Raw genomic sequence first — 24,569 nt, 5'->3', positions numbered from 1 at the left:
AGGCTATGGAGGATCGGTGCCGTCCGGTCCGGTCTGCGCGGAACGTTCCGGTTCCCGGAACGCCGTTGTTCCGCCTGCCGGAACGTCGAGGCGGAGCACCGCCTCGGATGCGGCCCTGGCGATCGCGCGCAGCTGGGCCACGTGCTCGGCGGGCTGGAACCCGCGCACGGGCCCGGCCAGCCCGAGGGCGGCGACGGCGGTCCCGCGGCCCCCGAGGACCGGCGCGGCCGCGCCCCAGAACCCGGGCAGGTGCTCCTCGCGGTCGAGCGCGACCCCGCGCAGCCGCGCCTCCACGAGGTCCCGGTCCAGCTCCCGCCTCGTACCGATCGTGTTGCGCGTCAACCGGACCAGCGTGACCTCCCGGAGGTACGCCTCGGCCGCCGCGGGGTCATAGGCGAGGATCGCCTTCCCGGTGGCGGTGCAGTGCAGCGGGACCGACGCGGCGGTCCGCAGGATCGCGTCGGTGAACCGGCGCGGGTACAGCACGTCGAGGAACCGCGCCATGTGGCCGTTCGCCGTCGCGAGGGTCACCACGTGGCCGGTGCCCTGGTACAGCTCCAGCAGGAACGGCTTGAGCACCTTGTGCAGCCGCGCCTCGTGCTGAGGCCCGGGGCCGTGCCACACCGGGGTTCCGGCGAGGGCGTAGCGGCGCCCGGTGCGGTCGACGACCCCGCCCGCCTCCAGATCGGCGAGGAGTCGGTGGACGGTGGACTTCGGCAGGCGGGTGCGCCTGGACAGATGCGTGACGCCCACCGGTTCGCGGTGGGCGGCGAGTTCGTGCAGCAGGACGATCAGTTTTGCGGCGACACCCCGCGGGGGCGGCTGGTGACCATGCAAGGAGACACCTCACGGCAGACCGGACAACGTGGACTTGTGTCCCGTTCATTCTCCGGACGCGCTCCCACATCTCCACACGACTGCCCATGATCCGACACAAGGCTCACTCGAACGAGGGAGACCGGTGCGGGGCGCACTCGTCAGTAGACGATCGACACGATCTGACACGCGGCCGCGGCCAGGTCGGCGTCGCCGTCGACGCGGGCGCGGGCCAGCGCCGCGTCTGGTTCGAGGCCGCGGGCGCACAGGCGCCAGGCGGTCTCGGCGTCGAGTTCGACCGCCGCGGCGGGTCGCGTGACGGGCTCGGCGAGGGACCACCGCTCGTCGGCGGCCGTGACGTGCCAGGCGCCGCCCGCCGGGCCCGGAACAGTGATCCGTACCTGGGTCCCGTTGGGCGCCTTCGTATCCCGCATGGTGTGCGGCAGCGCCCGCATGAAGGCGTCCAGTACGAGCGACAGGAACCGCGGATCGTCGTCGGTGTCCAGCCCGACCGCGTGGCGGATCTGTTGCCGGTGGGTCCACATCTCGGTGAACTCCCGGGCTGCGTCGAGCCACATGGGCGCCGGGTCCGCCCCGGCCCACGACACCCCGAGCGCGGGAGCGTCGAGGTCCGCCCCGGCGAAGTACTGCGCGGTCTGCCCGCCGATCAGCCCCAGTGTGTCGGTGAGCGCCGCCGGGCTGACCCGCGCGAACGCCCTGACCCACTCGTCGTTGTTGCGGTGAATGAACGCCTCCAGCGTCTCGCCCGGCCTGAACCCCGGCCCGCCCCGGTGCCCGTCGCGCCTCCCGAGCCGCCCGTAGCAGTCGCCCAGCACGTGTGCGGCGAGATCGCGCACCGTCCACCCCGGCACGGCCTCCGCAGTCCAGTCGGCGGGGGAGAGGCCGCGCAGCAGCGACATCAGCTCCCCGTGCTCGGGCGCGAAGAGCGGGCGGGCGTCGATCGGATCGCCCAGCCGGGCGAGGTCGTCAAGCGCTGAAGTCATGCGGGGATTCTCCCCGGACCCCTGCGACTCCTCAACCGGATTGCGGCGGGCCCGAGGCGCCGAGGAGCCGCTTGAGTTCCGGCGCTTCCACATTGGCGCCGAAGACCGGGGTGCCAGGTTCCATGCGGGCGCCTTCGGCGAGGGGACCGGCGAGGACCGGGTCGAAGCCGAGGGCGTCGACGAGGGAGGCGACGGCCGCGACGTCGGCGTCGTCGTCGCCCGCGACCGCGATCGCCTTGCGGCCCTTCGCGCCCGCGGGCCGCGCTTCGGCTTCGAGGTCGTGGTAGCCCATGTGGTTGAAGGCCTTGGCGTAGTGGTCGGCGCCGAGGTGCTTGCGGACGGCCTCGCTGGAGGTGACGCCAGGGTCGAGGACGCGTTCGCGGGGGCCGTCGACCTCCCACCAGTGGTTCATGGCGTCGACGACGAGCGCGTCGCCCGGGTCCGGGATCGTGCGGTACTTGCCCAGGGGGAGGGCGAGGATCACGATGCCGGCCTCGCTTGCCGCGACGTCGGGTGCGACCGCTTCGGCGCCGGGGGTGAGGACCTCGACGGTGAGGGCGATGTTCGCGGGGTCGCCGGACCCGGCGATGAGGACGCGGTACCCGGCGGCGACCGCGAGGCGGGCGAGGACGGTGCCGACCTTGCCCGCCCCGAGGATGCCGACCGTGTGGAGGCGGCTCATCGGGCGCCGTCCGCGAGGAGGTCCTTCACCATCGGGACCACCTTGTCGCCGTAGAGTTCGACGGCGTGCAGGCGCGCGCTCGCGGACATCGCGCCGCCCGCGGAGTAGATGAGGTCGAAGCGGCCGACGTCGAGCGCGCGGACGGCGGCGGCGATCCTGCGGGCCACCGTCTCGGGCGATCCGATGTAGAGGGAGCCGTGGGCGACCTCGTTGTCGAACTCCTCGCGGCGCAGCGGCTGCCAGCCGCGGAGTGCGCCGATGCGGTCGCGGACGACCTTGTAGCCCGGGTAGAACAGCTCCTTCGCCTCCTCGTCGGTGTCGGCGATGAAGCCGGGCGAGTGGAGGCCGACCGGGTAGGCGGCGGTGCCGAGCTGGTCGGCGGCGCGCCGGTACAGGTCGACGTAGGGCGCGAAGCGCTCGGCCGGGCCGCCGATGACGGCGAGCATGAGGCGGAAGCCGTACTTGGCGGTGCGGACGACCGACTGCGGGCTGCCGCCGACGCCGACCCAGGTGGGCAGGCGCCCGGACTCGGTCTTGGGGAACACGTCCTGGTCGACGAGGGTCGCGCGCTGCGTGCCCTTCCAGGTGACCGGCCGCTCGTCGAGGAGCTTGTGGAACAGGTCGATCTTCTCCTCGAACAGCACGTCGTAGTCGGCCATGTCGTAGCCGAACAGCGGGAACGCCTCGGTGAAGGAGCCGCGGCCGAGGATGATCTCGGCGCGCCCGTTCGAGAGCGCGTCGACCGTGGCGAAGCGCTGGAAGACCCGCACGGGGTCGTCGGAGCTGAGGACGGTCACGCCCGAGGAGAGGCGGATGCGCTCGGTCTTGGTGGCGATCCCGGCGAGGACGGTCTCGGGCGAGGAGATCGCGAACTCGGGCCGGTGGTGCTCGCCGAGGGCCACGACGTCGATGCCGGCCTGGTCGGCGACCACGGCCTCCTCGACGGTGGCGCGGATGGCCTCGGCATAGGAGGTGACCTGGCCGTTCTCGTCGCGGGGCAGGTCGCCGAAGCTGTCGATGCCGAACTCGATGGCGTTCACGTTGCTCTCCTTCGCCCGGCCGGAGGACCGGAATCTGATTGACGTGTCAATCATAAGGGCATGTTCATGACGCGTCAACTATTGGGCGGGCCGTGTGACCGGGGCCGCTACGCCTCGGACCGGTCCAGCTTGTCGAGGTGGTCGCGGAGGGTCTCGGCGACGTCCCGGGCCGCCGCCAGCTGCTCGGGGGTGAGCGCGTCGACGAACAGCTCCCGGATGGCGTGGAAGTGGGGGACGCTGGAGCGTCGCAGCGCGTCGCGGCCCTCGTCGGTGAGCACGGCCTCGGCGCCGCGGTTGTCGCCCGCGGCGGCCTCGCGCCGGATCAGGCCCCGCTTCTCCATGCGCCCCAGGTGGTGCGAGAGCCGACTGCGCTCCCAGCCGATCGCGTCGGCCAGGTGCGAGGACCGCAGGCGCCGCCCCGGCGCCTCGCTCAGCTCCAGCAGCACCCGGTAGTCCCCCGACGAGATCCCGCTCTCGGACTGAAGCCGCGCGCCGAGCCTGGTGCGCAGGTCCTCGGTCGTCTCGACGAACACGCGCCAGCTGTCGAGCTCGGTGCGGGTGAGCGCGGTGCGGCCCTTGCGCTGCGACATGGGAGACCTCCACAGGAATCGTCGGTCACGCCTCGGCCGGACCTCCCGGCTGCATGACATGTCAACGACGGTAGCGCCAGATCAATGACACGTCAACTACAGGGGCGCCCGTCGGGGCGGCTTGTCGCGGAACGGGGGACGGGCCGTACTTTATGGCCGCAATTCGTCACTGTGAGTGATATCTTCCCGTGGGTCGTGCCTCCGGCGCGGCGACAGGTCGTCGATTGCGGAGGTGTCCATGCGCTCGTTCGGACGGAAGGCGGCGGCGGCCGTCCTCGCACTGTCGACGGGCCTGGTCACGCTGCTGGTCCCGGCCACGGCCGCCTCCGCGCAGCAGCAGGATGCGACGCTGACGATCACCAAGACCGCCTCCACGGAGACCGTCCAGCCAGGAGAGACGTTCACGTACACCGTGGTCATCGGCTGCACCTCCTTCACGCCGAGCTGCGCCGACGCCACCCTCACCGACGTCATCCCCGACGAGTTCCTCGTCCAGGGCACGCCCCAGGTCACCGGCGCCTCCGGGACCTCCACCGCCGACGGCCAGACCGTGACCGTCGTGTTCGACCAGACCTTCAGCGACGGCACCACGGGCCTCGCGCCCGGCGCGACCGCGACCGTGCAGATCCAGGTCCGCGTCGACCCCGACCTGCCGCACTCGGCCGACGGCGTCCCGGTCACCAACAACGCCACGGTCGCCGCCTCGAACGCCGCCAGCAAGAGCGACAGCGCCGTCGTCACGCCCTCCGTGCCGCTCGAACTCGCCGTCGACGCGACGAAGTCCTTCGACCCCGACCAGGGCGTCGCCCGGCCCGGCACCGCCACCACCCTCACCGTCGGCGCCGCCGACCGCTCCAACGGCGACATCGACTCCCTGCGCATCACCGACCCGGCCGACCCCGCCGCGACCCCGAACCCCTTCGACCACCTGGCGTTCACCGGCTTCGGCGACGTCACGTTCCCCGACGGCGCCGACCAGGTCCTCGTCGAAGTCTGGGTCGACGGCGCCTGGGTCGCCGGCACCCCCGGCCCCGCCGCCGCCCTGCCCGACGGCGTGGACGCCGCCGACGTGCGCGGCGTGCGCCTCACCTTCACGAACGCCGACGGCGACCCGATCCCCGCGGGCGGCAGCGCGAGCGCCGAACTCGACCTCGTCCAGCGCGACAATGTGACCGGCATCGACACCCAGACCGCGGTGGACAACACCGTCACCGCCGAGACCGCCGCCGAAGGCCAGACCGCCACCGGCGACGCCGCGGCCGACTACACGATCGTGCCGCTCGACATCACCGCCGCCGCCTCGAAGTCCTTCGACCCCGACCCGGTCGCAGCCGGAGACCCGTCCACCGTCACGCTCACCGGCACCAACGCCGGGACCGCCGTCGACACCATGACCATCACCGAACCCGACCCGGCCACCGAGAACCCGTTCACGAACGGCCTCACGTTCACCGGGTTCACCGACGAGGTCGCCTGGCCCAGCGGCGCCACCGCCGCCACCGTCACGTACACCTACGATGACGGCACGACCGAGACCCTCGACGCCGCCGACCCCGACACGCTCCCCGCCCCGAACGGCACTGTCACCGGCTTCACCGTGGTCTTCACCGGCGACATCATCGCCGGAGCCCAGGCCACGATCCCGTTCACCGTGGACACCGACCCCGACCAGACCGAGGACGAACTCGTCCACGCCAACCAGGTCCTCGTCGAGGTCGCCGAAGGCGACGACACCGGCACCGCGACCGCCTCCGACACGCTCACCACCCTCGCCGCCCGCCTCGCCGTCGAGGTCGGCAAGCGCATCACCCCCGCCTCGATCAACTCCGTCGCGGGCGAGACGGTCGTGGTCCAGCTCCCGTCGCGGATCTCGCCGTTCCCAGCCTCCACCACCGACGCCACCACCCTGACCGTCCAGGACCCGGCGACCGTGCCGCCGAACCCCGACCCGGACCCGTTCTGGAACAGCTTCAACGCCACCGCGATCACCCAGACCGCGATCCCCGCGGGCGCCACGCTGACGATCTCGTACTGGGACGGCACGCAATGGGTCGTCCTGCCCGGCGCCGAGGACCTCCAGGGCGCGGCCGTCGTCAACCTCCCGATCCCCGCCGACCTGCGAGACGACATCCAGGGCCTCAAGTTCGACTACACCGACCCCGACGGCTTCGAGCCCGGCACCGCCGTGTCCCCGAACTTCCAAGCGGCCCTGCGCGACGACAAGCGCGACGGCTCCGGCGACGCGGCCGGGTCCGACGAGACCGTCACCGACTGTGCCGGCGCCGCCGCCTCCACCGACGACCTCGCCGCGCCCCGCCCCGGCAACGCGTGCGCCACCGTCGACCTCGTCCCGGTCGTCCCCGGCACGGGCTCGCTCATCGACAAGACCTTCCTCGAACCGCAGCCGGGCGCGGGCAAGACGGTCACCGCCCGCTCCGGCGAGCAGATCGACGCCGAGCTCCACTGGTCCACCGGCGGCTACTCCGGCCTCGACGACGTCGTGATCTCCGACGTCGCCGACCCCGAGACCACGGCCGTCGGCGACTCGTTCTTCAACGCCTTCGACCTCGTCGCCATCGACGCCGTCAGCGCCGCCGACGACCCGTGGCTCACCTACGACGCCGTCGACCGCGTCGAACTGTGGAACGGCACCGAATGGGTCCGCGCCGCGGGCGACCCCTGCCCCGACGCGTGCGACGGGACCTTCCCCGGCTACACGCTCACCGCCGACGAGCGGGCCTCGACCCTGAGCGCCCGCCTCGTCTTCACCGAGAGCCCCACCCGCGCCGACCGCATCGGCACCGACCCGACGCTCCCGCAGGTCGGCGACGGCGTCGCCCGCTCCAGCGGCAACGACCGCACCCTGCGCCTCACCTTCCAGATCCGCGACCTCGTGCGCGACCCGCAGACCGACCCCGACCCGGTCCTCGGCTCCCGCGAGTACAACGTGGCCGGATCGCCCGGCGAGGTCCTCGACACCGCCCGCGCCACCGGCAGCACCGGCGGCGCCGAAGTCGTCACCGACACCGGCGCCGACGAGGTTCTCATCATCGACGTGCCCCTGAACGTCGACGTGGTGAAGACCTGGACCGGCGGGCCCCTCGGCGTCCCGCCGGCCGGCACCGACGCCGCCGCCTACCCGTCCGGGCGCGTCACCGTCACCGCCACCAACCGCACCGCCGCGAAGGTCGACAACCTGACCATCGCCGAACCGCAGGCCGCCGACCCGTTCGACGTCTTCGACCTCAAGCAGATCGTGTCGATCACCGTCCCCGACGGGGCGACCTCCACGACCGTGACGCTCGCCTTCGCCGACGGGACGACCGGCGCGTACACCGTGGACGAAGCGCTCGCGCTCACCGAAGCCGACCTCGCCGACGCCGTCGGCGTCACCGTCTCCCACGACGGCCGCATCGACGCGGGCGCCGAAGCGGGCCTCGTGCTCGACCTGCGCCTGCGCGCCGCGCACCGCTCCACCGGCGATGCGGTCACCACGGCCGACTCGCCCGTCGAGAACGACGTCCAGGCGAAGGTCGCCGACCTCGGCGGTACCGACGAGGACAAGCCGACCGCGACCGACGACGCCGCGATCGTCCTCACCGGCACCGACCTCACCGTCACCGCCGGGAAGTCCTTCAGCCCGCCGCAGGTCGTCGAGCCCTCCCACGGGCCCGTCACCATGACGATCACCGGCAGGCCCGGCGGCAGCACCCGCACGAACCTGATGACGCTCACCGACGACGAACCGCGGCTGTGGAACCAGTACGACTTCAACGGCTTCGGCTCGTTCGGCTTCACCGCCCCCATCGACCGCGTCCAGGTCGACGCCTTCACCGGCGGGACGTTCACCGACACCGGCTCCGGCGTCACCGTCACCGGCGGCTCCTGGACGAACGGCACGCCCGCCACCGCGCTCGCGCTGCCCGCCGGGGTCGCCGCCGCCGACGTGCAGGGCCTGCGGTTCACCTTCACCCGCGCCGACGGGAAGATCTGGGAGAACCCGGCGAACCCGCTCCAGGCCGTCAACGTCGCCCTCGTCCGCCGCGACGAGCTCCGCTCCGGCGGCGAAGTCCAGTCCGACCTGACGGGCAACGACCCGGCGCCCGGCGAGACCGCCGCGGGCATCGCCACCAACACCGTCGACGTCGTCGCCAAGGGCGCGGTCCTCGTCGGCGGCGAACCGGTGAGCGCCGAGGACAGCGCGACCGCCACGGTCCTGTACCAGCACGAGCGCAACGCCGTCAAGGTCGTCAAGCTCGCCGCAGGCGCCGTCGACGGCGGCGTCAAGGCCCCCTCCGCGGCCGTCCCTTACACGATCCAGATCACCAACACCGGCTCCCACGCGATCGTCGACCCCGTCGTCACCGACGTCCTCCCGACCGACGCCACAGGCGCGCAGCTCATCTGGGACCAGGACCAGCACCCGGACGGCGAGAACGCCTTCGCGTACGCGCTCGCGGGCGCCGCGCCGCAGCCGCCGAACGGCACGGCCCTGCCGACCGACCCCGACGAGGTCACCGCCGACGTCACCGGGAACGTCGAGCAGATCCGCTTCACGTTCCCCGCGGGCTCGGTCCTCGAAGCGGGCCAGACCTACACGATCACGATCCAGCTCACCGTGCGGCCCGGCGTCGCCGCCGGCACGGTCGTCGCCAACACCGCGGGCGTCACCGGCGACCGGCCCTGGGACGCCTGCGACGGCACCCTCGACCCGGACACCGGCGAGTGCCAGGCGAGCGCCTCGATCCGCGTGACCTCGGCCGCGTCGATGCGCTCGGTCAAGACCGTCCGGGCCGAGGACGACGAGCTCGGGAACCTCTCCACCGACCCGAACACCGACCCCGCCGACTGCGCACCCGACACGGCCGGGTTCTACAAGTCGCCGTGCGTGCCGGTCCTCAAGCCCGGCGGCGACCACTGGTGGCGCTTCGAGGCCACCAACACCGGCAACCTCGCGCTGAACCAGGTCACCGGCTTCGACCAGCTCCCCTCGCCCGGCGACACCGGCGCGATCAACCCGAACCAGCGCGGCTCGCAGTGGCGCCCGCTGTTCGAGGGCACCGCGCGCCTGACCACGCCGGTCCCGCCGGGCACGGTCCTGCGCCTGTACTGGGCCGACAGTACCGACCCGTGCACCTACACCCGCGTGGTCGCCTGCCCCGAAGGGAACTGGACGCTGTTCCCGCAGTTCGGCGGCCCCGCGTTCACCGAGGCGATCCTGGCGCGCATCACGGCGCTGCGGTACGAGGCGTTCTTCCCCGACGGACAGCGGTTCCAGCCGCTCGACAAGATCGGGTTCGAGTTCCGCATGACCGCGCCGCCCTTCTCGGCCACCGCCGGGCCCGACACGTTGGCGTGGAACTCCGCCTCGGTGGGCGGCACGACCGAAACGGGCACGAACCTGCCGCTCACCGAAGGCGAGCGCGTCGGCGTCGCCCTCGCCACCGGGCACCTCTCGCTCACGAAGGAGGTCGCCGGCGACGGCGCGGCGTTCGCGCCCGACGAGTTCGTCCTGAACCTGACGTGCCGCTCCGCGATCGGCACCCGCGTCGAAGGGGACGTGCCGCTCGGCGACGACGCCGTCCAGACCCTCAGACCCGGCGAGACCGTCACCGTCACCGACCTCCCGTACGGCGCCGAGTGCACCGTCACCGAGGACGACGCGAACGGCGCGACCTCCTTCGACGCCACCACCGTCACGGTGACCCGTGAGTCGGAGGACCCGCAGACGATCACCGCGGTCAACACGTACGACCTCGCCGGGATCGTCGTCCGCAAACAGGTCGACTCGACCGCCGTCGACCAGAACGGCGACCCGATCACTTACGGGCCCTTCGGCGTCCGCGTCGACTGCACGTTCCTCGGCGAGCCCGTCTACGCGACCGGGCACAGCGCCGACGACCCGATGACCGCGGTGCTCTCCGACGGCGGCAGCGCCGAGTTCACCGGCCTGCCCGCGGGCGCGGAGTGCACCGTCGCCGAGACCGACGGCAAGGGCGCCGACCTCTCGATCACCGTGGACGACGGCGGCAACTCGACCACCACGCACGGCCCCAGCGCCGACATCACGCTGTCCCCGGACGCGGACGGCACCGTCAACATCGCGACCATGTCGAACACGTTCGGCACCGGCTCGCTCCGGCTCCTGAAGAAGGTCTTCGGCTCCGGCGCCGGCCCGGTCACGCCCGGCCCCTTCACGATCGAGGTCACCTGCACGCTCGACGACGCCACCGGCAGCCGCACCGTCTACGAGGACACGCTCCTGCTCGGCGGCGCCCGGCCGCTCCAGGCGACCGTCCCGAACCTGCCCGCGGGCGCGGTGTGCAGCGCCGTCGAGACCGGCACGGGCGGCGCCACGTTCACGGCGATCCGGCCGGAGTCCGTCACGATCGGCGCCGGGACGACCTCGACCCTGTACGCGATCAACGTGGTCTCCTCCGGTTCGCTCCGGATCGTCAAGGAGGTCACCGGGGACGGCGCCGACGCCTACGGCGCCGGGCCCTTCACCGTCTCGCTCGCCTGCACCTTCGACACCGGTGAAGGCGTCCTCGACGTGACCGTGCCGGGCGGCCCGACCCGCGAGTTCGATGTGGACGAAGCCGCGCTCTACGAGGGCCTGCCGACCGGATCGGTCTGCACCGTAACGGAGACGGAGACCGGCGGCGCCACCGAGGTCACCGTCGCCGGCGACCACCCGGTCGCGATCCCGCGCCGCGACACCGCCGAACTCACGATCGTCAACCGCTTCGACCTCGGCGGCCTCGCCGTCGCCAAGCGCCTCGACGGCGAAGGCGCGCCCGGCCACGAGGACGACGTGTTCACCGTCGACCTCGCCTGCACCCTCGACGGGTCCGCAGTGGACATCCCCGGCGGACCGGAGCGCACCATCACCGGCGAGGGCACCGCCGCCTACACCGGGCTCCCCGCCGGAGCCGAGTGCACGCTCACCGAGACCGACGACGGCGGCGCCGACCGGACCGCGCTCGCCGTCAACGGCGCCGAGGGCGGCACGTTCACCGTCGCCGCCTGCGACACCGCGACCTGCGACGCCGCCGAAGTCGTCAACGCCTGGGACGGCGCGGTCCTGTCCGTCACCGGCGCCGACCTGCGCTCCGCCGCCGCCGCGGCCCTCGTGTTCCTCACCGCCGGAGCCGGACTCCTCCTGGCCGCCCGCCGACGCGCCTGACCCGAAGGAGCAAGCCATGGACGACCGCGCACCGGCCCTGCCGCCCTGGGTCGACCTCGTCCTCACCGTGGTGATGGCGCTCGCCGCCGTCGGCACCGCGTGGGCGGGGTTCCAGAGCGCGAAGTGGAGCGGCCTCCAGGCGATCTCGTTCGCCGACGCCGGGGCCGCCCGCACCGAGTCCGCGAAGGCCTCGACCGACGCCGGACAGGACCGGCTCAAGGACCTCGTGGCCTTCACCTCCTGGACCGGCGCCCTCCAGGAGGAGATCATCGCGGGCACCTCCCCGCGCCCGGCCGGGGACTACACGCCGAACCCCGCCGAGCTCTCCGGGTTCCTGTACGAGCGGTTCCGGCCCGAGTTCCGGCCCGCGTTCGACGCCTGGATCGCCACGCAGCCGCTGGTCAACCCCGACGCGCCCGCCACCCCGTTCGAGATGCCCGAGTACGAGCTCGAAGCCGACGCGCTCGCCGCCGACCTCGTCGCGCAGGCCGAGGCCGCCACCGCCGACGCCCACGAGGACAACCAGCGCTCCGACGACTACGTGTTCATGGCCGTGATCCTCGCGCTCGCCCTGTTCTTCGCGGGCGTCGCCACCCGCATGAAGACCGCCCGCTCGCAGTGGCTCCTCTCGGGCGCCGCGGTCGTCGTGTTCATCGGCGCGGCCGTCGTGATCCTCGCCCTCCCCAAGACGTTCTGACCGCCGCGAGCGTTCTTCGGAAACCGGCGCCCGGGGCGGCACCGCCGTGTAGCGTCCCCGGCAGGACGACGTCAAAAGGGGGCGGCATGGACGGGAAGGCTCCAGTGGACCTGGTGCTCGTCGAGTTCTCGGGGAACCGGTTCGACGGCAGCGTGCTCGCCGAGCTCGAACGGCTCAGCGAGCAGGGCACCATCACCGTCCTCGACGCGCTCGTCGTCAGCCGCGGCGCCGACGGCGCCGTCGCCTGGCTCGAAGCCTCCGGCGTCGACGACCGCCTGGCCGCGCTCGTCGGCGAACCCGCGGGCATCCTCGCCGCCGAGGACGCCGAAGCCGTCGCCGACGAACTCCAGCCCGACACCGCGCTCGGGATGCTCCTGTTCGAGCACACCTGGGCCGGGGCCCTCGCCGGGGCCGTCCGCGGCGTCGGCGGACGCCTCCTCGACTGGGAACGCGTCCCGGCCGCCGCCCTCACCGAACTCGCCGACCACTAGGAGGCCCGCCATGATCCGACGAGTCGGACGACCCGGCCTGCTCGGCACGATGGCACGCACCGCCGTCATCGCCGGGACCGCCGGAGCCGTCAACCGCTCCATGGAACGCGCCTCCCAGAACCGCGCGCAGACCAGGGCCGACGCCGAGGCCTACCGCCAGGCCCCGCCCGCACCCGCACCCGCACCCGCACCCGCAGGCGGCGACGACGTCATCGCCCAGATCGGCCGCCTCGTCGACCTCCACGACGCGGGCGCCCTCAGCGACGCCGAGTTCGCCGCGGCCAAAGCCAAACTGCTGGCCTGAACCGGCCGTGCCATGCGCTTCCTCGTCCGCACGCTCGTCACCGCCGCGGCCCTCGCGCTCGCCGCGGCGGTGGTCGACGGCATCGACGTCGGCGGCGCGGGCCCGCTGCGCAACACGCTCACCCTCATCGGCGTGGCCCTCGTCTTCGGCCTCGTCAACGCCACCCTCAAACCCCTGATCCGCAAAGCGGGCGGCTGCATCTACTGGGTCACCCTCGGCATCGCCGCCCTCGTCGTCAACGCCCTGCTGTTCCTGCTCACCTCCTGGATCACGTCGAAGCTCGGCCTGCCGTTCACCGTCGACGGCTTCTGGCCCGCGTTCTGGGGCGCGCTCCTCGTCGCCGTCGCCAGCTGGCTCATCGGCCTCGCCGTCCCCGACCGGAAACGCCGCGAATAACGCACTTGTGGACCCCGGGCCGGTGTGAAACCCGCGCCGCCGGGGAACAGAGCAGACAACCCGACACCGAGACCACAGGAGGTCGCCATGATCGGATTCATCATCGCCGGACTCGTCATCGGCGCGCTCGCGCGCCTCATCAAGCCCGGCAAGCAGTCGCTCGGCATCCTCGCCACCCTCGTGCTCGGCCTCGTCGGCTCCGTCATCGGCGGGACCATCGCGAACCTGCTCGGCACGGGAGACGTCTGGGAGTTGAACATCCTGGGCTTCATCGTCGCGGTGATCGCGTCGGTGCTGCTCATCGGCGTCGCCGAGGCCATCACCTCCGGCAGGCGCAAGACCGCGCACTGACACCCGCCGGACCGCGGCCGGGGCGGCGATGGGGGAGAATCCCCTCGTGCTGCACGTACGAGTCATCACCCCGGCCGCCCTGGCCCCAGAGGTCCTCAAGACCGCCGTCGACTGCCATGCCGTCGCGAACGTCGTCCGCCTGCCCGGCGCCGCCGTCGACCCGGCCGGCGACTGCATCGAGTTCGACGTCGCCCGCGAAGGCGCCAACGAGATCCTCGCCGACCTGCGGGCCATGGGCCTCAAGGAGACCGGGGCCATCACCATCGAGGAGATCGACCTGTCGATCTCCGACGGCGCCGACGAGGCCGAGGCCGCCGCGCCCGGCCACTCCGAGGACGCCGTCATCTGGGAGGAGCTGGCCGCCCGCACCTCCGCCGAGACCCGCCTGACCTGGTCCTACCTCGTATTCCTCGCGCTGGCCGTGCAGATCGCGGCCATCGGCGCGCTTCTGGACCAGCCGATCCTCATCGTCGGCGCCATGGTCCTCGGCCCCGACTTCGGGCCCGTCGCGGCCTTCTGCTTCGGCGTCATGCAGCGCGACCTGCCGCTCATCGGCCGGGCCGCCCGCACCCTCGCGGTCGGCTTCGCCGTCGCCATCGCCGTGACCCTCGCATGCGCGGCCGCCAGCCGCCTCGTCGGCTGGATCGAGCCGACCATGCTCGACGACCGGCCACTGACCAGCTTCATCATCCACCCCGACCGGTGGTCCTTCATCGTCGCCGTCCTCGCGGGCGTCGCCGGCATCCTCTCGATGACCGCCCGCAAGTCCCAGGCCCTCGTCGGCGTCTTCATCTCCGTCACCACCGTCCCCGCGGCCGGGAACATCGCCGTCGCCATCGCCTTGGCGCACTGGGACGAGGTGGGCGCGTCCCTCGTCCAGCTCGGCGTCAACCTCGCAGGGCTGGTCGTCGCCGGGATCGGCACGCTCCTGGTCCAGCGGTTCCTGTGGAGCCGCTTCGAACTGGGCCTCAACGCGAGCGCCATGTCCCGGGAGCCCTGAGCCGCGCTACGACGCGTCGCCTCCAGCAGGTTCGCATTCGGCGAGGATGCCGAGGGAGACGGCCTCGCCGGGGCCGTGCCCGGTCTCTCGGTGGATCAGCAGGGCCTCGCGGGCCCGCGCGGCGGCCGCGGCGGGCCGCCCCGCCTCCAGGTCGACCGCGGCGAGCACGTTGAGCGCGCGCCCTTCGAGGAACCGGTAGCCCGCGTCCCGCGCGGTCCGCAGCGCCTCCGCGGCGGCCTCCGCGGCGCCGGGGTCGCCGTTTCGGAGCATCGCGGACGCCCTGCCCGCCATGGCCTCCACTCGGTGGAACACCGTGGCGTCGTGCTCGGTCATCGCGAGCACGCGGTTGTAGAGGGCGACGGCCTCCGCTGAGTCGCATTCGGCGTCGCACACTGCGGCAAGCGTGACCATCGCGGCGGCCCTGATCCGGTGGTCGGCCTCGTCGGCCCGGTCCGCGACGACCTGGGCCGCCAGCTCCCGGGCCTCGCCGGTCCTTCCTTCTGCGAGGAGGAGCCGGGCGCGGACGCCGGGCAGGTCGCTGGTCCTGTCGATGCTGGCGGTCGCGCCGAGGAGCGCGACCGCCGCCTCCAAATGGGCGTTCGCGGCGTCGAGCCGCCCGCGGAAGCCCTCGATCTCGGCGAGGTGGCCCAGCAGGGTCACGCTGATCGTGGCGTTCCCCGCCGCGGTGGTGAGCTTCAGGGCTTGTTCGAGGAAGCCGACGCCGGTGTCGAGCTCGCCGAGCAGGGAGTGGAAGAGGCCGAGCCAGTGCAGGTTCGTGGACTCGGCGCGCTGCTCGCCGATCTCGCGGAAGGCGTGCAGGGCGGCGTAGGCGTGCTCCAGCCCCTCCCGCATCCGGCCGCGGTGGTAGCAGGCGACGGCCAGGTTGCCTTCCGCGGAGGCCACAGCTGCGGGCCAGTCTGCTTGCCGCGCAAGAGAGGCGGCGTCGCGGAGGTGCCCGATGGCCTCGTCGTAATCGGTGAGGCGCAGCAGCGAGCAGCCGAGCGCCATCGATGCGGCGGCTCGGCCGAGCGGGTCGCCTGCGGCGGTCGCCGCGGCCAGTGCGGTGCGGTCGAGCCGGGCGCTGTCGGCCCCGAGCATGTGCAGCCACGCGTATCCGCGGAGCACGTCGGACATAAGCCATGTGAACGGCGCCCGTCCTTGCGCCGCAGCGTATCCGACGATCGCGCAGAGGTTCTTCCACTCCGATGCGAGCCACTGCGCGGGGTCCTGCGGCGCGGGCCATTCGTGCAGTGCCGGAGGCAGCGCCAGTCCGACCATGGCCGGGTACAGGGCCGCACGGCAGGCCCCGGCGCTCTGGAGGTACCAGTCGAGGAGGCGGTCCAGGGCCGCGTCGCGCTCGGGTTGCGGCGCTTCGGCTTCGAGGAGTTCGGCGGCGTAGAGGCGGAGCAGGTCGTGGAGGCGGAAGCGGCCGCGGCCGTCGGGCTCGACCAGGTGGCCTTCGACGAGCGAGCGGAACGCCTTCGCCGCCGCGGGGCCGCCGTGCAGCGCGGCTGCCGCGTCGGGCTCGAAATCGGGTCCGGGGATGAGGCTCAGCAGCCGGAACAGCCGCGCCGCTTCGGGATCGAGGGCCCGGTACGACCAGGAGAACACCGCGCGGAGGTCCACCGAGTCCTCGTCCACCGCGAGCGCGTCGAGGCGCGAGCGCTCCAGCTCGTCCGCGACGGCGCTCAGTGTCAGGCCCGGCGCCGCCGCGGCCCTGGCGCCGGTGATGGCGAGCGCCAGCGGCAGGCCGGTGCACAGGTCCGCGATCCGCTGCGCCGCTTCGGGTTCGGCGGCGACCCTCGCAGCTCCGAGCTGCCGTTCGAGCAGCTCGGCCGCCTCGTCGGAGTCGAACGCCTCGACCTCGACGACCGCGGCCCCGTGCGAGGCGGCGAGCCCGACGAGCCTGCGGCGGCTGACGACCACCGTGCGGACCTGCGCGGGGTCGGGCAGGAGCGGGCGCACCTGGGCGGCGTCCCGCGCGTTGTCGAGGACGAGGAGCCGCCGCCCGGCGCCCATGACGCTGCGGTACAACGCGATCTGCGCCTCCGGGTCGGCCGGGAGGCGCCGCTGCTCCACGCCCAGCGAGGCGAGCAGGTGGCGGACGGCCTCGTCCGGTTCCATCGCGGTCCCGTCGGGGCCGAAGCCGCGCAGGTCGATGTAGAGGCGCCCGCCGGGGAACCGCTCGGCGGCCCGGTGTCCCCAGTGGAGCGCGAGCATGGTCTTGCCGACGCCGCCGACCCCGGAGAGGACGACCAGCGGCGGCGCCGCGTCGAGGGCCGCGAGCGCCGCGGTCCGGCCGGTGAACACGGCCGTCGCGGACGGGAGGGTCACCGGCGCCGGGGCCGCGGCCGCCGCGGGCTCCCCGTTCAGCTCGGCCAGGCCCGCCTCGTCCAGGCCCAGCGCGTCGGCGATGAGCCGCAGCGTCTTCGGCTGCGGCCGCACCCGACCCGACTCGATGTCCCGGACCGTGCGCGTGCCGACGCCCGCCTTCAGCGCCAGCTCCTCCTGCGACATCATCGCCCGCAGGCGCAGCGGCCGGAGATTGACGTGGGCTTCGGGCATGCGGCAATGATAGGCCGCCGCAGCCTGCGGTCCGCCCTCGTTCCGCCCCGCGGACGGGTGGCCCGCCCGCCATAGAATCCTTCGCAATCTGTTGGCCGCCGCTTCACGCCAGCGCTCGGTGAGCGGGGGAGCATCGGAGCCGGAGGTGGGAATGCTGCTCGTGATCGCCGACGACGAGGACGCCGTGTGCGACTCGCTGTCGCGGACCTTCCGCTTCGAGGGCTACGCGGTCCGCACCGCGAAGGACGGCCGCGAGGCGCTCGACGCCATCCGCGAGCACCGCCCCGACGGCGTCGTCCTCGACGTGACCATGCCCGTCCTCGACGGACTGGAGGCGTGCCGGATGCTCCGCGCCGAAGGGAACCTCGTGCCGGTCCTCATGCTCACCGCGCGCGACGACGTCAACGCCCGGGTCGCGGGCCTCGACTCCGGCGCGGACGACTACCTCGCCAAGCCGTTCGCCCTGCAGGAGCTCCTCGCGCGCGTGCGGGCCCTGGTGCGCCGCACCAGGTACGAGGCCCTCGCCGAGGAGCCCCCGGAGCACCGCTTCGACGACCTCACGCTCAACCCCCTCACTCGCGAGGTCGCCCGCGCGGGCCGCCAGGTGCGGCTCACGCGCACCGAGTTCGCGATCCTCGAACTGTTCATGCGCCACCCGCGGCAGGTGCTCACCAGGTCCGTCCTGTTCGAGCAGGTCTGGGGCTTCGACCACGGCGGCGGCTCCAACAGCCTCGACGTCTACCTGGGCTACCTCCGCAAGAAACTGGAGGCCGAGGGCGGGCGGCGCCTCCTGCACACCGTGCGCGGCGTCGGGTACGTGCTGCGCGAAGAAGCACTGTGAGGACGGCCCTCGTGAGGACCGCGCGGTGAGGCTCCGGCCGCGGCACCGCCCGGGCCGGCTCAGCATGCACGCGCGGGTCGCCCTGCTCACCGCGATCGGCGTCATGTTCGCCGTCGCCGTCGTGTCCCTCTCGGGCTGGTACATGATGCGCAAGCGCATGTACGAGAACCTCGACGCGCAGCTCCAGAGCGACGCCCAGACCGCCGCGCAGGCCGAGACCCCCGACGACGCCCTGCACGACATGTACGCCGCCGACCTGCCCGCGAGCGACTGGCGCGACGAGATGGACGACCTGCCCGCCGAGGCCCAGCGGCTCCTCGACGCCGACGGCCCGCCGCCGCCGATCATCGTCCGCTTCCTCGACGCCGACGGCGTCCCCGTCTCCAGCACCGAGGGCGCCGAATGGCTCGGCAGCGCGCACCCGCCCCCGATCCTCATCGCCGACCGCCGCATCGGCGTGGACCTCGACGACGCCGGGCCGGGGGAGCTGCGGGTCTACCGCGTCGCCACGGTCGCTACCGATGACGGCGCCGTGCAGGTCGCGCGCCTGGTCACCGGCATCGAAGGCGTCCTCGAAGACCTCCTGTTCCTCGTCGCGTACGTGGGCTTCCTCGGCGCGCTCCTGTCCGGCGTCGTCGGCTGGGGCGTCGCCCGCACCGGCCTGCGCCCCCTCCACCGGCTCACCGGCGCCGTCGAGGACGTCGCCCGCACCCAGGACCTCCACTCCGTCATCACCGTCGACGGACAAGACGAGATCGCAAGGCTCGCAACGGCCTTCAACCGCATGATGACCGCGCTCAACACCGCGAAGGCCGCGCAGCAGCAGCTCGTGCAGGACGCCGGGCACGAGCTGCGCACCCCGCTCACCAGCCTGCGCAACAACGTCGAACTCCTCACCTACGCCGAGACGCAGGCCGACTCCGGCCGCACCCTCGCCGCCGAGGACCGCGCCCGCCTCCTGCGCGACCTCGGCACCCAGGCCGAAGAACTCACCGCGCTCACCGCCGAACTCGTCGAACTCGCCATGGAGAACACCGACCCCGAACCGCTCGTGCCCCTCGACCTCGCCGACGTCGTCCACGGCGCCGTCACCCGCGCCCGCGCCCGCTGGCCCGGCATCGTCTTCGCCGTCACCATCGCGCACGCGGTCATGGACGGCCAGCCCGGCGGCCTCGCCCGCATGGTCCTCAACCTGCTCGACAACGCCGCGAAATGGAGCCCCCAGGGCGGCGTCGTCGAAGTGCGCCTCCGCATCTCGCCGAGCGGCGGCCGCGCCGTGCTCACCGTCGCCGACGAAGGCCCGGGCATCGGCGAACCCGACCGGCCCAAGGTCTTCGAGCGCTTCTACCGCGCCGCCGAAGCCCGGTCCATGCCCGGCTCCGGCCTCGGACTCGCAATCGTGGCACAGGTCGTCGCCACCCACGGCGGCGACGCCGAAGCGGGCGCGTCCCTTTCCGGCGGCGCGGAACTGCGCGTGAGCCTCCCGGTCAGCGGGCGCCAGCGCCAGTTCTTAGGGAAACCGGCGACCGCCTCTTAAGAAGTTTTCATCCGCGGACACGACAGTCGGATCACGGGTCGCCGACCCGCGCGCCCGCCGCCCAGCGCCGTGATCCGAGAGGACCCCATGCTGATCCTGGCCATCGTTCTCGCCGCCGCCGGAGCCGCCTGCATGGCCGGCGCCGCCTGCCTCCAGCACGGCGCCGTCCACCGGTCCGCCGCCGGCCCGGTCCTGCGCCTGTCCGCGCTCCGCACCATCCTGCGCACCCCCGAGTGGTACGCCGGGAACGGCCTCGTCGTCCTCGGCGCCGGACTCCACATCATCGCCCTGACGCTCGCCCCGATCACCGTCGTGCAGCCGATCGGCATGCTCGCCCTCGTGCTCACCGTCGCCTTCTCCGGCACCGCCCTCACTCGCACCGTCGCCGTCGCGCTGGCGATGAGCGTGGTCGGCGTCCTCGGCATGACCGCCCTGTCCGCCACGGGAACCGGCACGGTCGTCCCCGCCCCCGACATCGGCGCCGCCCAGTGGGTGCTGCTCGCCGCGGCCGCCGCCGCACTCGCCGCCCGCTTCGCCTCCGGCACGGGCCGCGCGCTGCTCCTCGCCGTCGCCGCGGCCGTCCTCTTCGGATTCACCTCCGCGCTCGTCCGCGCGGCCGCCGTCGCGCCGATCGCTCCGGAACTGCTCGTCGCGATCCTCGTCGAAGCGGCCGTCGCCGCGCTGGCCGGGGCGTGGCTGCTGCACAAGGCCTATGCGGCCGGGCCCGCGGCGACCGCCGTGGGCGCCGCCACGATCGTCGACCCGCTCGTCGCGGTCCTCATCGGCGGCCTCGCGTTCGCCGAGACCTCCGGCGCCGTGCTCGCCGCGATGGCCGCGCCCGCCGTCCTCGCCGTCGCCGGTCTCGTGGTCCTCGCCCGCGCCCTCCCCGCGCGCACCGCGCCCCAGGCTCCGCGACGTGAAGGGCCGCTGCGCATCGCGATCACCGCCGAGACGTACTGGCCCGACGTCAACGGCGCGGCCAACTTCGCGCACCGCCTCGCGACCGGCCTCGCCTCGCGCGGCCACGAAGTCCACGTCATCTGCCCCTCGACCAGGAACGAGCCGTTCACGGAGACCGTCGGCGGCGTCACGGTCCACCGGATCGCCTCGGTCCGCACCCCGTTCCACCCGACGTTCCGGTTCTGCCCGCCCTGGCGCGCGGGGAACGCCGTCCCGGCGCTGCTCGCCGAGATCGAACCCGACCTCGTCCACACCCAGGCGCACTTCCTGATCGGCCGCAGCGCCGTCCGGGCGGCGGTGTCCGCGGGCACGCCCCTGGTCGCCACCAACCACTTCATGCCCGAGAACCTCATGGGCTTCGGACCCGCGCCGCGCTGGACGCACCGCCTCATCGCGGCCGCCGCCTGGCGCGACCTCGCCCGCGTCTACGACCGGGCCACGGTCTGCACCACGCCGACGCCGCGCGCGGCGGAGCTGCTGGAGCGCAACGGACTCGACCGGCCCGTCATCGCGATCTCCTGCGGCATCGACCGCGGGCGCTACGCCGGGTCCACCGGGCCCGCCGCCGCGCCGACCGTGCTGTTCACGGGCCGTCTTGAAGCGGAGAAGAACGTCGACGAGCTGCTGACGGCCGCCGCGTCGCTCCCCGACGACGTTCGGATCGAACTCGTCGGCGACGGCAGCGCCCGCCCGCGCCTGGAGCGGCAGGCCGCCGATCTCGGCATCGCCGACCGGGTCATCTTCCACGGATTCATCACCGATGACGAAGTGGTGCAGGCGTACCAGCGCGCGCACGTGTTCTGCATGCCGGGGACGGCCGAGCTCCAGAGCATCGCGACCATGGAGGCGATGGCCGCGGGCAAGCCGGTCGTCGCCGCCGACGCGATGGCCCTCCCGCACCTGGTGCGCCCGGGGCGCAACGGCTGGCTCTACCCGCCCGGCGACACCGCCGAGCTGGCGCTGCGCCTCGGCGAGATCCTCGCCGACGAGGCGGTCCGCACCGCCATGGGCAAGGCGAGCCTCGACCTCATCGCCTCCCACGACCTCGACGCCACGTTGGACGAGTACGAGCGCGTCTACCGCGACATCGCGAACGTCCCGGTCCCGGCCCCCGAGCCGGTCGCGGTCTCGGTCGCGGTCTCGGTCGCATAGCGCCGCAACGCGAAAGGGCTCCGCGGTGGTCCGCGGAGCCCTCAACGCTCCATTCGGCGGCGGGGGAGGGCCCGCGCGCCGGGTCCGGTCACCAGTCCCATCGCTCACCGCGCGGGGAGCGGCCCCGGCCGCCCTCGCGTCCGTGTCCGCGCTCGCCGCCGCGCCCGCGTCCGCGGCCGCCGCGGTGCCCCGGGCCGTCGAAGCCCGGTCCGAACCCGCGCCCGAACCCGGGTCCGCCGCGGCTCTCGAATTCGAACGCGATCTGCTTGAACTTGCGCATGCGCGCGTCGGCGGCCCCGGTCAGCTGCGACTCCTTCGCCTCGATGACGCGGTCGAGGAGCCCGGCCAGCTGGTCCCGCTCCTCGTCGCTGAGCACGCTGAACGGGTCGTCGCTGGGAGTCTCCTCGCGCTGCTCGGCGGCGGCGCGGCCCGCGTCGGTCAGGTCGACCATGCTGGTGCGGCGGTCCTCCGGGCTCGGCTCGCGCCGCACGAGGCCGGCCTCTTCGAGCTTGCCCAGCAGCTCGCCCAGCGACTGCGAGCGAATGCCCAGCAGGTAGGCGAGGTCCTTCTGCGCGATCGGCGACTGGAGCGAGAGCAGGTGGAGCACCCGCCCCTGGCCCTGGAAGGCGCCCGCCCGCGGGCGGTCCCCGCGGCGCAGGTGCGCGTCGCCGCGCCGCAGCAGCAGGAACAGGTACGAGAGGCGCCAGCCCAGGTTGCGGCCGGTCTCCTCGTCGTCCCAGTCGGCTGCGTCGTCGCCCGTGCGCTCGTCGCGCTCCGGGCCTCTCTGATCATGTTCGTCGTACATGAGTGGATTCCTTTCGATCGGACCTCCGGGATTTCCGAAGGTTCCTTCGTAGATCATAAGCGAAGGAACCTGCAAACAACAACAGGTACCTTCGATTATTTTGCAGGACCCTTCGTTCCCTGCGTCACGTCGCGCCGCCGTAGGCTGACCGGATGGAGCAGGACGAGCGCGCACGCCACCGTTCATCGTTCGGCGGCGCGGCCGCCGCCTATGCCGAGCACCGCCCGGACTACGCGAAGGCGGCCGTCCGCTGGGCCCTCCACGCCGCGCCCGGGCCGCGGGTCCTCGACCTCGGCGCCGGGACAGGCAAGCTGGCCGCGGTCCTGGCCGCCGCGGGCGTCGACGTGGTCGCCGTCGAGCCCGACGAGTCGATGCTCGCGCAGTTGCGGCACGACCTGCCCGAGGTCCGCGCCCACCGCGGCAGCGCCGAAGCGGTCCCCTTGCCCGACGACTCGGTCGACGCCGTCCTCGCCGGGAACGCCATGCACTGGTTCGACATGGCCGCCGCCGGGCCCGAGATCGCCCGGGTCCTCGCCCCCGGCGGCGTCCTCGCCGGGCTCTGGAACGTCCTCGACGACGGCATCGACTGGGTCGCCGGGCTCGCCCGGACCGCCGGGCCCGCCGTCGTCGGCCCCCGCGACACGCCCGCGAGCTGGCGCACCGAGACCGCCGACATGCACCTCCCCGCCACGGGCGCGCCCTCCTTCGGCTCACCTGAACGGGCGCACTTCCCGCACCACCAGCGCCGCACCGCCGACACCCTCGTCGCCACCCTCGCCACGCGCGCGGGCGTCCTCGTCATGCCCGACCAGGAGCGCCGCGACCTGCTCGACCGCCTCCGCACCTACCTCGAATCCCGCCCCGAGACCGCCCGCGGCGAGTTCACGCTCCCGATGCAGAGCTGCGTCCTGCGGGCGAGGTCACTCAAGACCCGGGCTTGATTTAGACTCAATCCAAGGTAAGATCAAATCCAGTAAGGGACGCCGCCAGGCGTCCCACTGCGACGCCGGGCGCGTCGCGGGTCCCTAGAAAGAAGCCGCCGGGACCCGCGCACCGCCCGACCCGGCTCTGCCGCATCGGCCCCCCTGTCAAGGACCCGCCGATGGGAGCCGCAGCCGGACCGGGTTCACAGGGCTTTCCCGGGACGGCGAGACGAGGGCCCCATGCCGAACGGCATGGGGCCCTCGTCTGCGCTCGGGGCGCGCGTCAGATCGTGTTGGAGTACTGCTCGAACGTCTGGTTCGCCGCCAGGGCCAGGGTGACCGCCTCTTCGAGCTGCTCCTTCGCCTGCTGCCACTGGCCGAGGGCCTCGCCGGGGAGGGCGCTGGAGGTGTCCTGCGTGGCGGCGCTGCCCGCGCCGATCGCGGTCTCGATCTGGGTCTGCGCGGCGCCGATCTGGCCGATCGCCTCGTTCGCCTGCTCGATGGCGGACTGGATCTGCGCCTTGATCTCTGCGGTACTTGCCACGGGCGGTCCTCTTTCTGGAAGCAACATCGAGTCGCTACAACGGTAGCCGCGATGCGCGGCGCGCGGGCACCGGCGGACGCTCGTTTCGTTCAAGACCGGCGCCTCGAAGATCGGTAGGTTCGGAACCGGCCGCTCCTCAAGGGAGGCGGCGGATCGATTCGGGAAGGACACCGATCATGAAGGACGTCACGACGTTCCTGTGGTTCGACGGCAAGGCGATGGACGCGGCCGAGCACTACACCTCGATCTTCGAGGACGGGAAGATCCTGGAGGTCACCGAGAACGGCTCGGCGGGCCCCGGCGAGCCCGGGTCGGTGCTCACCGTCGACTTCGAACTGGCCGGGCGGCGGTACATCGCGCTCAACGGCGGCTCGGGCGACGCGTTCAACACCTCGGTCTCGCTCATGGTCCACTGCGACACCGCCGAGGAGGTCGACTACTTCTGGGAGCGGCTCTCCGAAGGCGGCGAGAAAGGTCCCTGCGGCTGGCTCAAGGACAAGTTCGGCCTGTCCTGGCAGGTCACCCCCACCCTCATGTTCGAACTCCAGAAGGACCCGAACCAGGTCAAAGCCCAGGCCGTCGTCGCAGCGATGCTCCGCATGGGCAAACTCGACCCGGCAGAACTCCAAGCCGCATTCGACGCCGCCTGACCGGCGCCCACAAGTCCGGGGGCCGGGCTGCGCAT

20 protein-coding genes are annotated in these 24,569 nt (G+C 73.0%); 12 read left to right on the top strand and 8 right to left on the bottom strand.

Annotated features, from left to right (window positions below; genetic code table 11):
• Window positions 1-3 precede the first annotated feature (3 nt).
• The 5 genes from B0I28_RS10365 to B0I28_RS10345 form a co-directional block, all read right to left on the bottom strand.
• A complete protein-coding gene (locus tag B0I28_RS10365; RefSeq protein ID WP_106363744.1) occupies window positions 4-837 on the bottom strand; it encodes an IclR family transcriptional regulator in 834 nt (277 codons plus the stop codon).
• A gap of 140 nt (window positions 838-977) precedes the next feature.
• A complete protein-coding gene (locus tag B0I28_RS10360; protein ID WP_106363743.1) occupies window positions 978-1,820 on the bottom strand; it encodes a maleylpyruvate isomerase family mycothiol-dependent enzyme in 843 nt (280 codons plus the stop codon).
• Between the two features lie 31 nt (window positions 1,821-1,851).
• The gene (locus B0I28_RS10355; RefSeq protein ID WP_106363742.1) at window positions 1,852-2,502 is read right to left on the bottom strand and encodes an NADPH-dependent F420 reductase; all 651 of its coding nucleotides are present in this window, start codon (window positions 2,500-2,502) and stop codon (window positions 1,852-1,854) included.
• Window positions 2,499-3,596, bottom strand: coding sequence for an LLM class flavin-dependent oxidoreductase (locus B0I28_RS10350; RefSeq protein WP_425433438.1), 1,098 nt, complete (start codon window positions 3,594-3,596; stop codon window positions 2,499-2,501). The genes B0I28_RS10355 and B0I28_RS10350 overlap by 4 nt, the downstream gene beginning before the upstream one ends.
• A 53-nt stretch (window positions 3,597-3,649) precedes the next feature.
• Window positions 3,650-4,132 (bottom strand): MarR family winged helix-turn-helix transcriptional regulator, encoded by a 483-nt coding sequence (locus B0I28_RS10345; RefSeq protein ID WP_106363740.1) that lies wholly within the window; start codon window positions 4,130-4,132, stop codon window positions 3,650-3,652.
• A gap of 238 nt (window positions 4,133-4,370) precedes the next feature.
• On the opposite strand from B0I28_RS10345, the gene B0I28_RS28250 reads away from it, so the two are divergent.
• The 7 genes from B0I28_RS28250 (at window position 4,371) to B0I28_RS10310 (ending at window position 14,557) form a co-directional block, all read left to right on the top strand.
• Window positions 4,371-11,318 (top strand): DUF5979 domain-containing protein, encoded by a 6,948-nt coding sequence (locus B0I28_RS28250; protein WP_106363739.1) that lies wholly within the window; start codon window positions 4,371-4,373, stop codon window positions 11,316-11,318.
• Window positions 11,319-11,334: 16 nt separating this feature from the next.
• Window positions 11,335-12,015 (top strand): hypothetical protein, encoded by a 681-nt coding sequence (locus B0I28_RS10335; RefSeq protein ID WP_106363738.1) that lies wholly within the window; start codon window positions 11,335-11,337, stop codon window positions 12,013-12,015.
• Window positions 12,016-12,101: 86 nt separating this feature from the next.
• A complete protein-coding gene (locus B0I28_RS10330) occupies window positions 12,102-12,506 on the top strand; it encodes a DUF6325 family protein (RefSeq protein WP_146148039.1) in 405 nt (134 codons plus the stop codon).
• A 10-nt stretch (window positions 12,507-12,516) separates the two neighbouring features.
• Window positions 12,517-12,810 carry an SHOCT domain-containing protein gene (locus tag B0I28_RS10325; protein ID WP_106363736.1) on the top strand — a complete coding sequence of 98 codons (294 nt, stop codon included), beginning with the start codon at window positions 12,517-12,519 and terminating at the stop codon, window positions 12,808-12,810.
• A 12-nt stretch (window positions 12,811-12,822) separates the two neighbouring features.
• A complete protein-coding gene (locus tag B0I28_RS10320; RefSeq protein WP_106363735.1) occupies window positions 12,823-13,206 on the top strand; it encodes a phage holin family protein in 384 nt (127 codons plus the stop codon).
• A gap of 87 nt (window positions 13,207-13,293) precedes the next feature.
• A complete protein-coding gene (locus B0I28_RS10315; RefSeq protein ID WP_106363734.1) occupies window positions 13,294-13,557 on the top strand; it encodes a GlsB/YeaQ/YmgE family stress response membrane protein in 264 nt (87 codons plus the stop codon).
• Window positions 13,558-13,603: 46 nt separating this feature from the next.
• The gene (locus B0I28_RS10310) at window positions 13,604-14,557 is read left to right on the top strand and encodes a DUF389 domain-containing protein (protein WP_106363952.1); all 954 of its coding nucleotides are present in this window, start codon (window positions 13,604-13,606) and stop codon (window positions 14,555-14,557) included.
• A gap of 6 nt (window positions 14,558-14,563) precedes the next feature.
• On the opposite strand, the gene B0I28_RS10305 is transcribed toward B0I28_RS10310, so the two are convergent.
• Window positions 14,564-17,122 (bottom strand): helix-turn-helix domain-containing protein, encoded by a 2,559-nt coding sequence (locus B0I28_RS10305; protein WP_106363733.1) that lies wholly within the window; start codon window positions 17,120-17,122, stop codon window positions 14,564-14,566.
• Between the two features lie 151 nt (window positions 17,123-17,273).
• Here B0I28_RS10305 and B0I28_RS10300 point away from each other — a divergent pair, with 151 nt between their 5' ends.
• The 3 genes from B0I28_RS10300 (at window position 17,274) to B0I28_RS10290 (ending at window position 21,612) form a co-directional block, all read left to right on the top strand.
• Window positions 17,274-17,963, top strand: coding sequence for a response regulator transcription factor (locus B0I28_RS10300; protein WP_106363732.1), 690 nt, complete (start codon window positions 17,274-17,276; stop codon window positions 17,961-17,963).
• Between the two features lie 64 nt (window positions 17,964-18,027).
• Window positions 18,028-19,500: a sensor histidine kinase gene (locus B0I28_RS10295; protein WP_181245736.1), complete on the top strand. Its 1,473-nt coding sequence runs from the start codon at window positions 18,028-18,030 to the stop codon at window positions 19,498-19,500.
• An 87-nt stretch (window positions 19,501-19,587) separates the two neighbouring features.
• Entirely contained in the window at window positions 19,588-21,612 is a 2,025-nt protein-coding gene (locus B0I28_RS10290) for a glycosyltransferase (protein ID WP_106363730.1), read from the top strand.
• A gap of 88 nt (window positions 21,613-21,700) precedes the next feature.
• Here B0I28_RS10290 and B0I28_RS10285 read toward each other — a convergent pair whose 3' ends face one another.
• Window positions 21,701-22,417 carry a MarR family winged helix-turn-helix transcriptional regulator gene (locus B0I28_RS10285; protein ID WP_181245735.1) on the bottom strand — a complete coding sequence of 239 codons (717 nt, stop codon included), beginning with the start codon at window positions 22,415-22,417 and terminating at the stop codon, window positions 21,701-21,703.
• Window positions 22,418-22,569: 152 nt separating this feature from the next.
• Here B0I28_RS10285 and B0I28_RS10280 point away from each other — a divergent pair, with 152 nt between their 5' ends.
• Window positions 22,570-23,358, top strand: coding sequence for a class I SAM-dependent methyltransferase (locus B0I28_RS10280; RefSeq protein WP_106363728.1), 789 nt, complete (start codon window positions 22,570-22,572; stop codon window positions 23,356-23,358).
• Between the two features lie 265 nt (window positions 23,359-23,623).
• Here B0I28_RS10280 and B0I28_RS10275 read toward each other — a convergent pair whose 3' ends face one another.
• On the bottom strand, window positions 23,624-23,884 hold the full coding sequence (locus B0I28_RS10275) for a hypothetical protein (protein ID WP_106363727.1): 261 nt from the start codon (window positions 23,882-23,884) through the stop codon (window positions 23,624-23,626).
• A 176-nt stretch (window positions 23,885-24,060) separates the two neighbouring features.
• Here B0I28_RS10275 and B0I28_RS10270 point away from each other — a divergent pair, with 176 nt between their 5' ends.
• On the top strand, window positions 24,061-24,534 hold the full coding sequence (locus B0I28_RS10270) for a VOC family protein (protein WP_106363726.1): 474 nt from the start codon (window positions 24,061-24,063) through the stop codon (window positions 24,532-24,534).
• Window positions 24,535-24,569: the final 35 nt, after the last annotated feature.

The sequence above is a fragment of the Glycomyces artemisiae genome (genome assembly GCF_003002955.1).
GTDB lineage: Bacteria > Actinomycetota > Actinomycetes > Mycobacteriales > Micromonosporaceae > Glycomyces > Glycomyces artemisiae.
The sequence above is the reverse complement of the archived record's forward strand: the minus strand, read 5'-3'. Positions and strand labels throughout refer to the sequence as shown.

What these genes read in the sequence shown, in the direction of transcription:
- B0I28_RS10360 (WP_106363743.1), bottom strand. Translation starts at nt 1,820, where the DNA reads ATGACTTCAGCGCTTGACGACCTCGCCCGGCTGGGCGATCCGATCGAC.
- B0I28_RS10355 (WP_106363742.1), bottom strand. Translation starts at nt 2,502, where the DNA reads ATGAGCCGCCTCCACACGGTCGGCATCCTCGGGGCGGGCAAGGTCGGC.
- B0I28_RS10350 (WP_425433438.1), bottom strand. Translation starts at nt 3,596, where the DNA reads ATGATTGACACGTCAATCAGATTCCGGTCCTCCGGCCGGGCGAAGGAG.
- B0I28_RS10345 (WP_106363740.1), bottom strand. Translation starts at nt 4,132, where the DNA reads ATGTCGCAGCGCAAGGGCCGCACCGCGCTCACCCGCACCGAGCTCGAC.
- B0I28_RS28250 (WP_106363739.1), top strand. Translation starts at nt 4,371, where the DNA reads ATGCGCTCGTTCGGACGGAAGGCGGCGGCGGCCGTCCTCGCACTGTCG.
- B0I28_RS10335 (WP_106363738.1), top strand. Translation starts at nt 11,335, where the DNA reads ATGGACGACCGCGCACCGGCCCTGCCGCCCTGGGTCGACCTCGTCCTC.
- B0I28_RS10330 (WP_146148039.1), top strand. Translation starts at nt 12,102, where the DNA reads ATGGACGGGAAGGCTCCAGTGGACCTGGTGCTCGTCGAGTTCTCGGGG.
- B0I28_RS10325 (WP_106363736.1), top strand. Translation starts at nt 12,517, where the DNA reads ATGATCCGACGAGTCGGACGACCCGGCCTGCTCGGCACGATGGCACGC.
- B0I28_RS10320 (WP_106363735.1), top strand. Translation starts at nt 12,823, where the DNA reads ATGCGCTTCCTCGTCCGCACGCTCGTCACCGCCGCGGCCCTCGCGCTC.
- B0I28_RS10315 (WP_106363734.1), top strand. Translation starts at nt 13,294, where the DNA reads ATGATCGGATTCATCATCGCCGGACTCGTCATCGGCGCGCTCGCGCGC.
- B0I28_RS10305 (WP_106363733.1), bottom strand. Translation starts at nt 17,122, where the DNA reads ATGCCCGAAGCCCACGTCAATCTCCGGCCGCTGCGCCTGCGGGCGATG.
- B0I28_RS10300 (WP_106363732.1), top strand. Translation starts at nt 17,274, where the DNA reads ATGCTGCTCGTGATCGCCGACGACGAGGACGCCGTGTGCGACTCGCTG.
- B0I28_RS10295 (WP_181245736.1), top strand. Translation starts at nt 18,028, where the DNA reads ATGCACGCGCGGGTCGCCCTGCTCACCGCGATCGGCGTCATGTTCGCC.
- B0I28_RS10290 (WP_106363730.1), top strand. Translation starts at nt 19,588, where the DNA reads ATGCTGATCCTGGCCATCGTTCTCGCCGCCGCCGGAGCCGCCTGCATG.
- B0I28_RS10285 (WP_181245735.1), bottom strand. Translation starts at nt 22,417, where the DNA reads ATGTACGACGAACATGATCAGAGAGGCCCGGAGCGCGACGAGCGCACG.
- B0I28_RS10280 (WP_106363728.1), top strand. Translation starts at nt 22,570, where the DNA reads ATGGAGCAGGACGAGCGCGCACGCCACCGTTCATCGTTCGGCGGCGCG.
- B0I28_RS10270 (WP_106363726.1), top strand. Translation starts at nt 24,061, where the DNA reads ATGAAGGACGTCACGACGTTCCTGTGGTTCGACGGCAAGGCGATGGAC.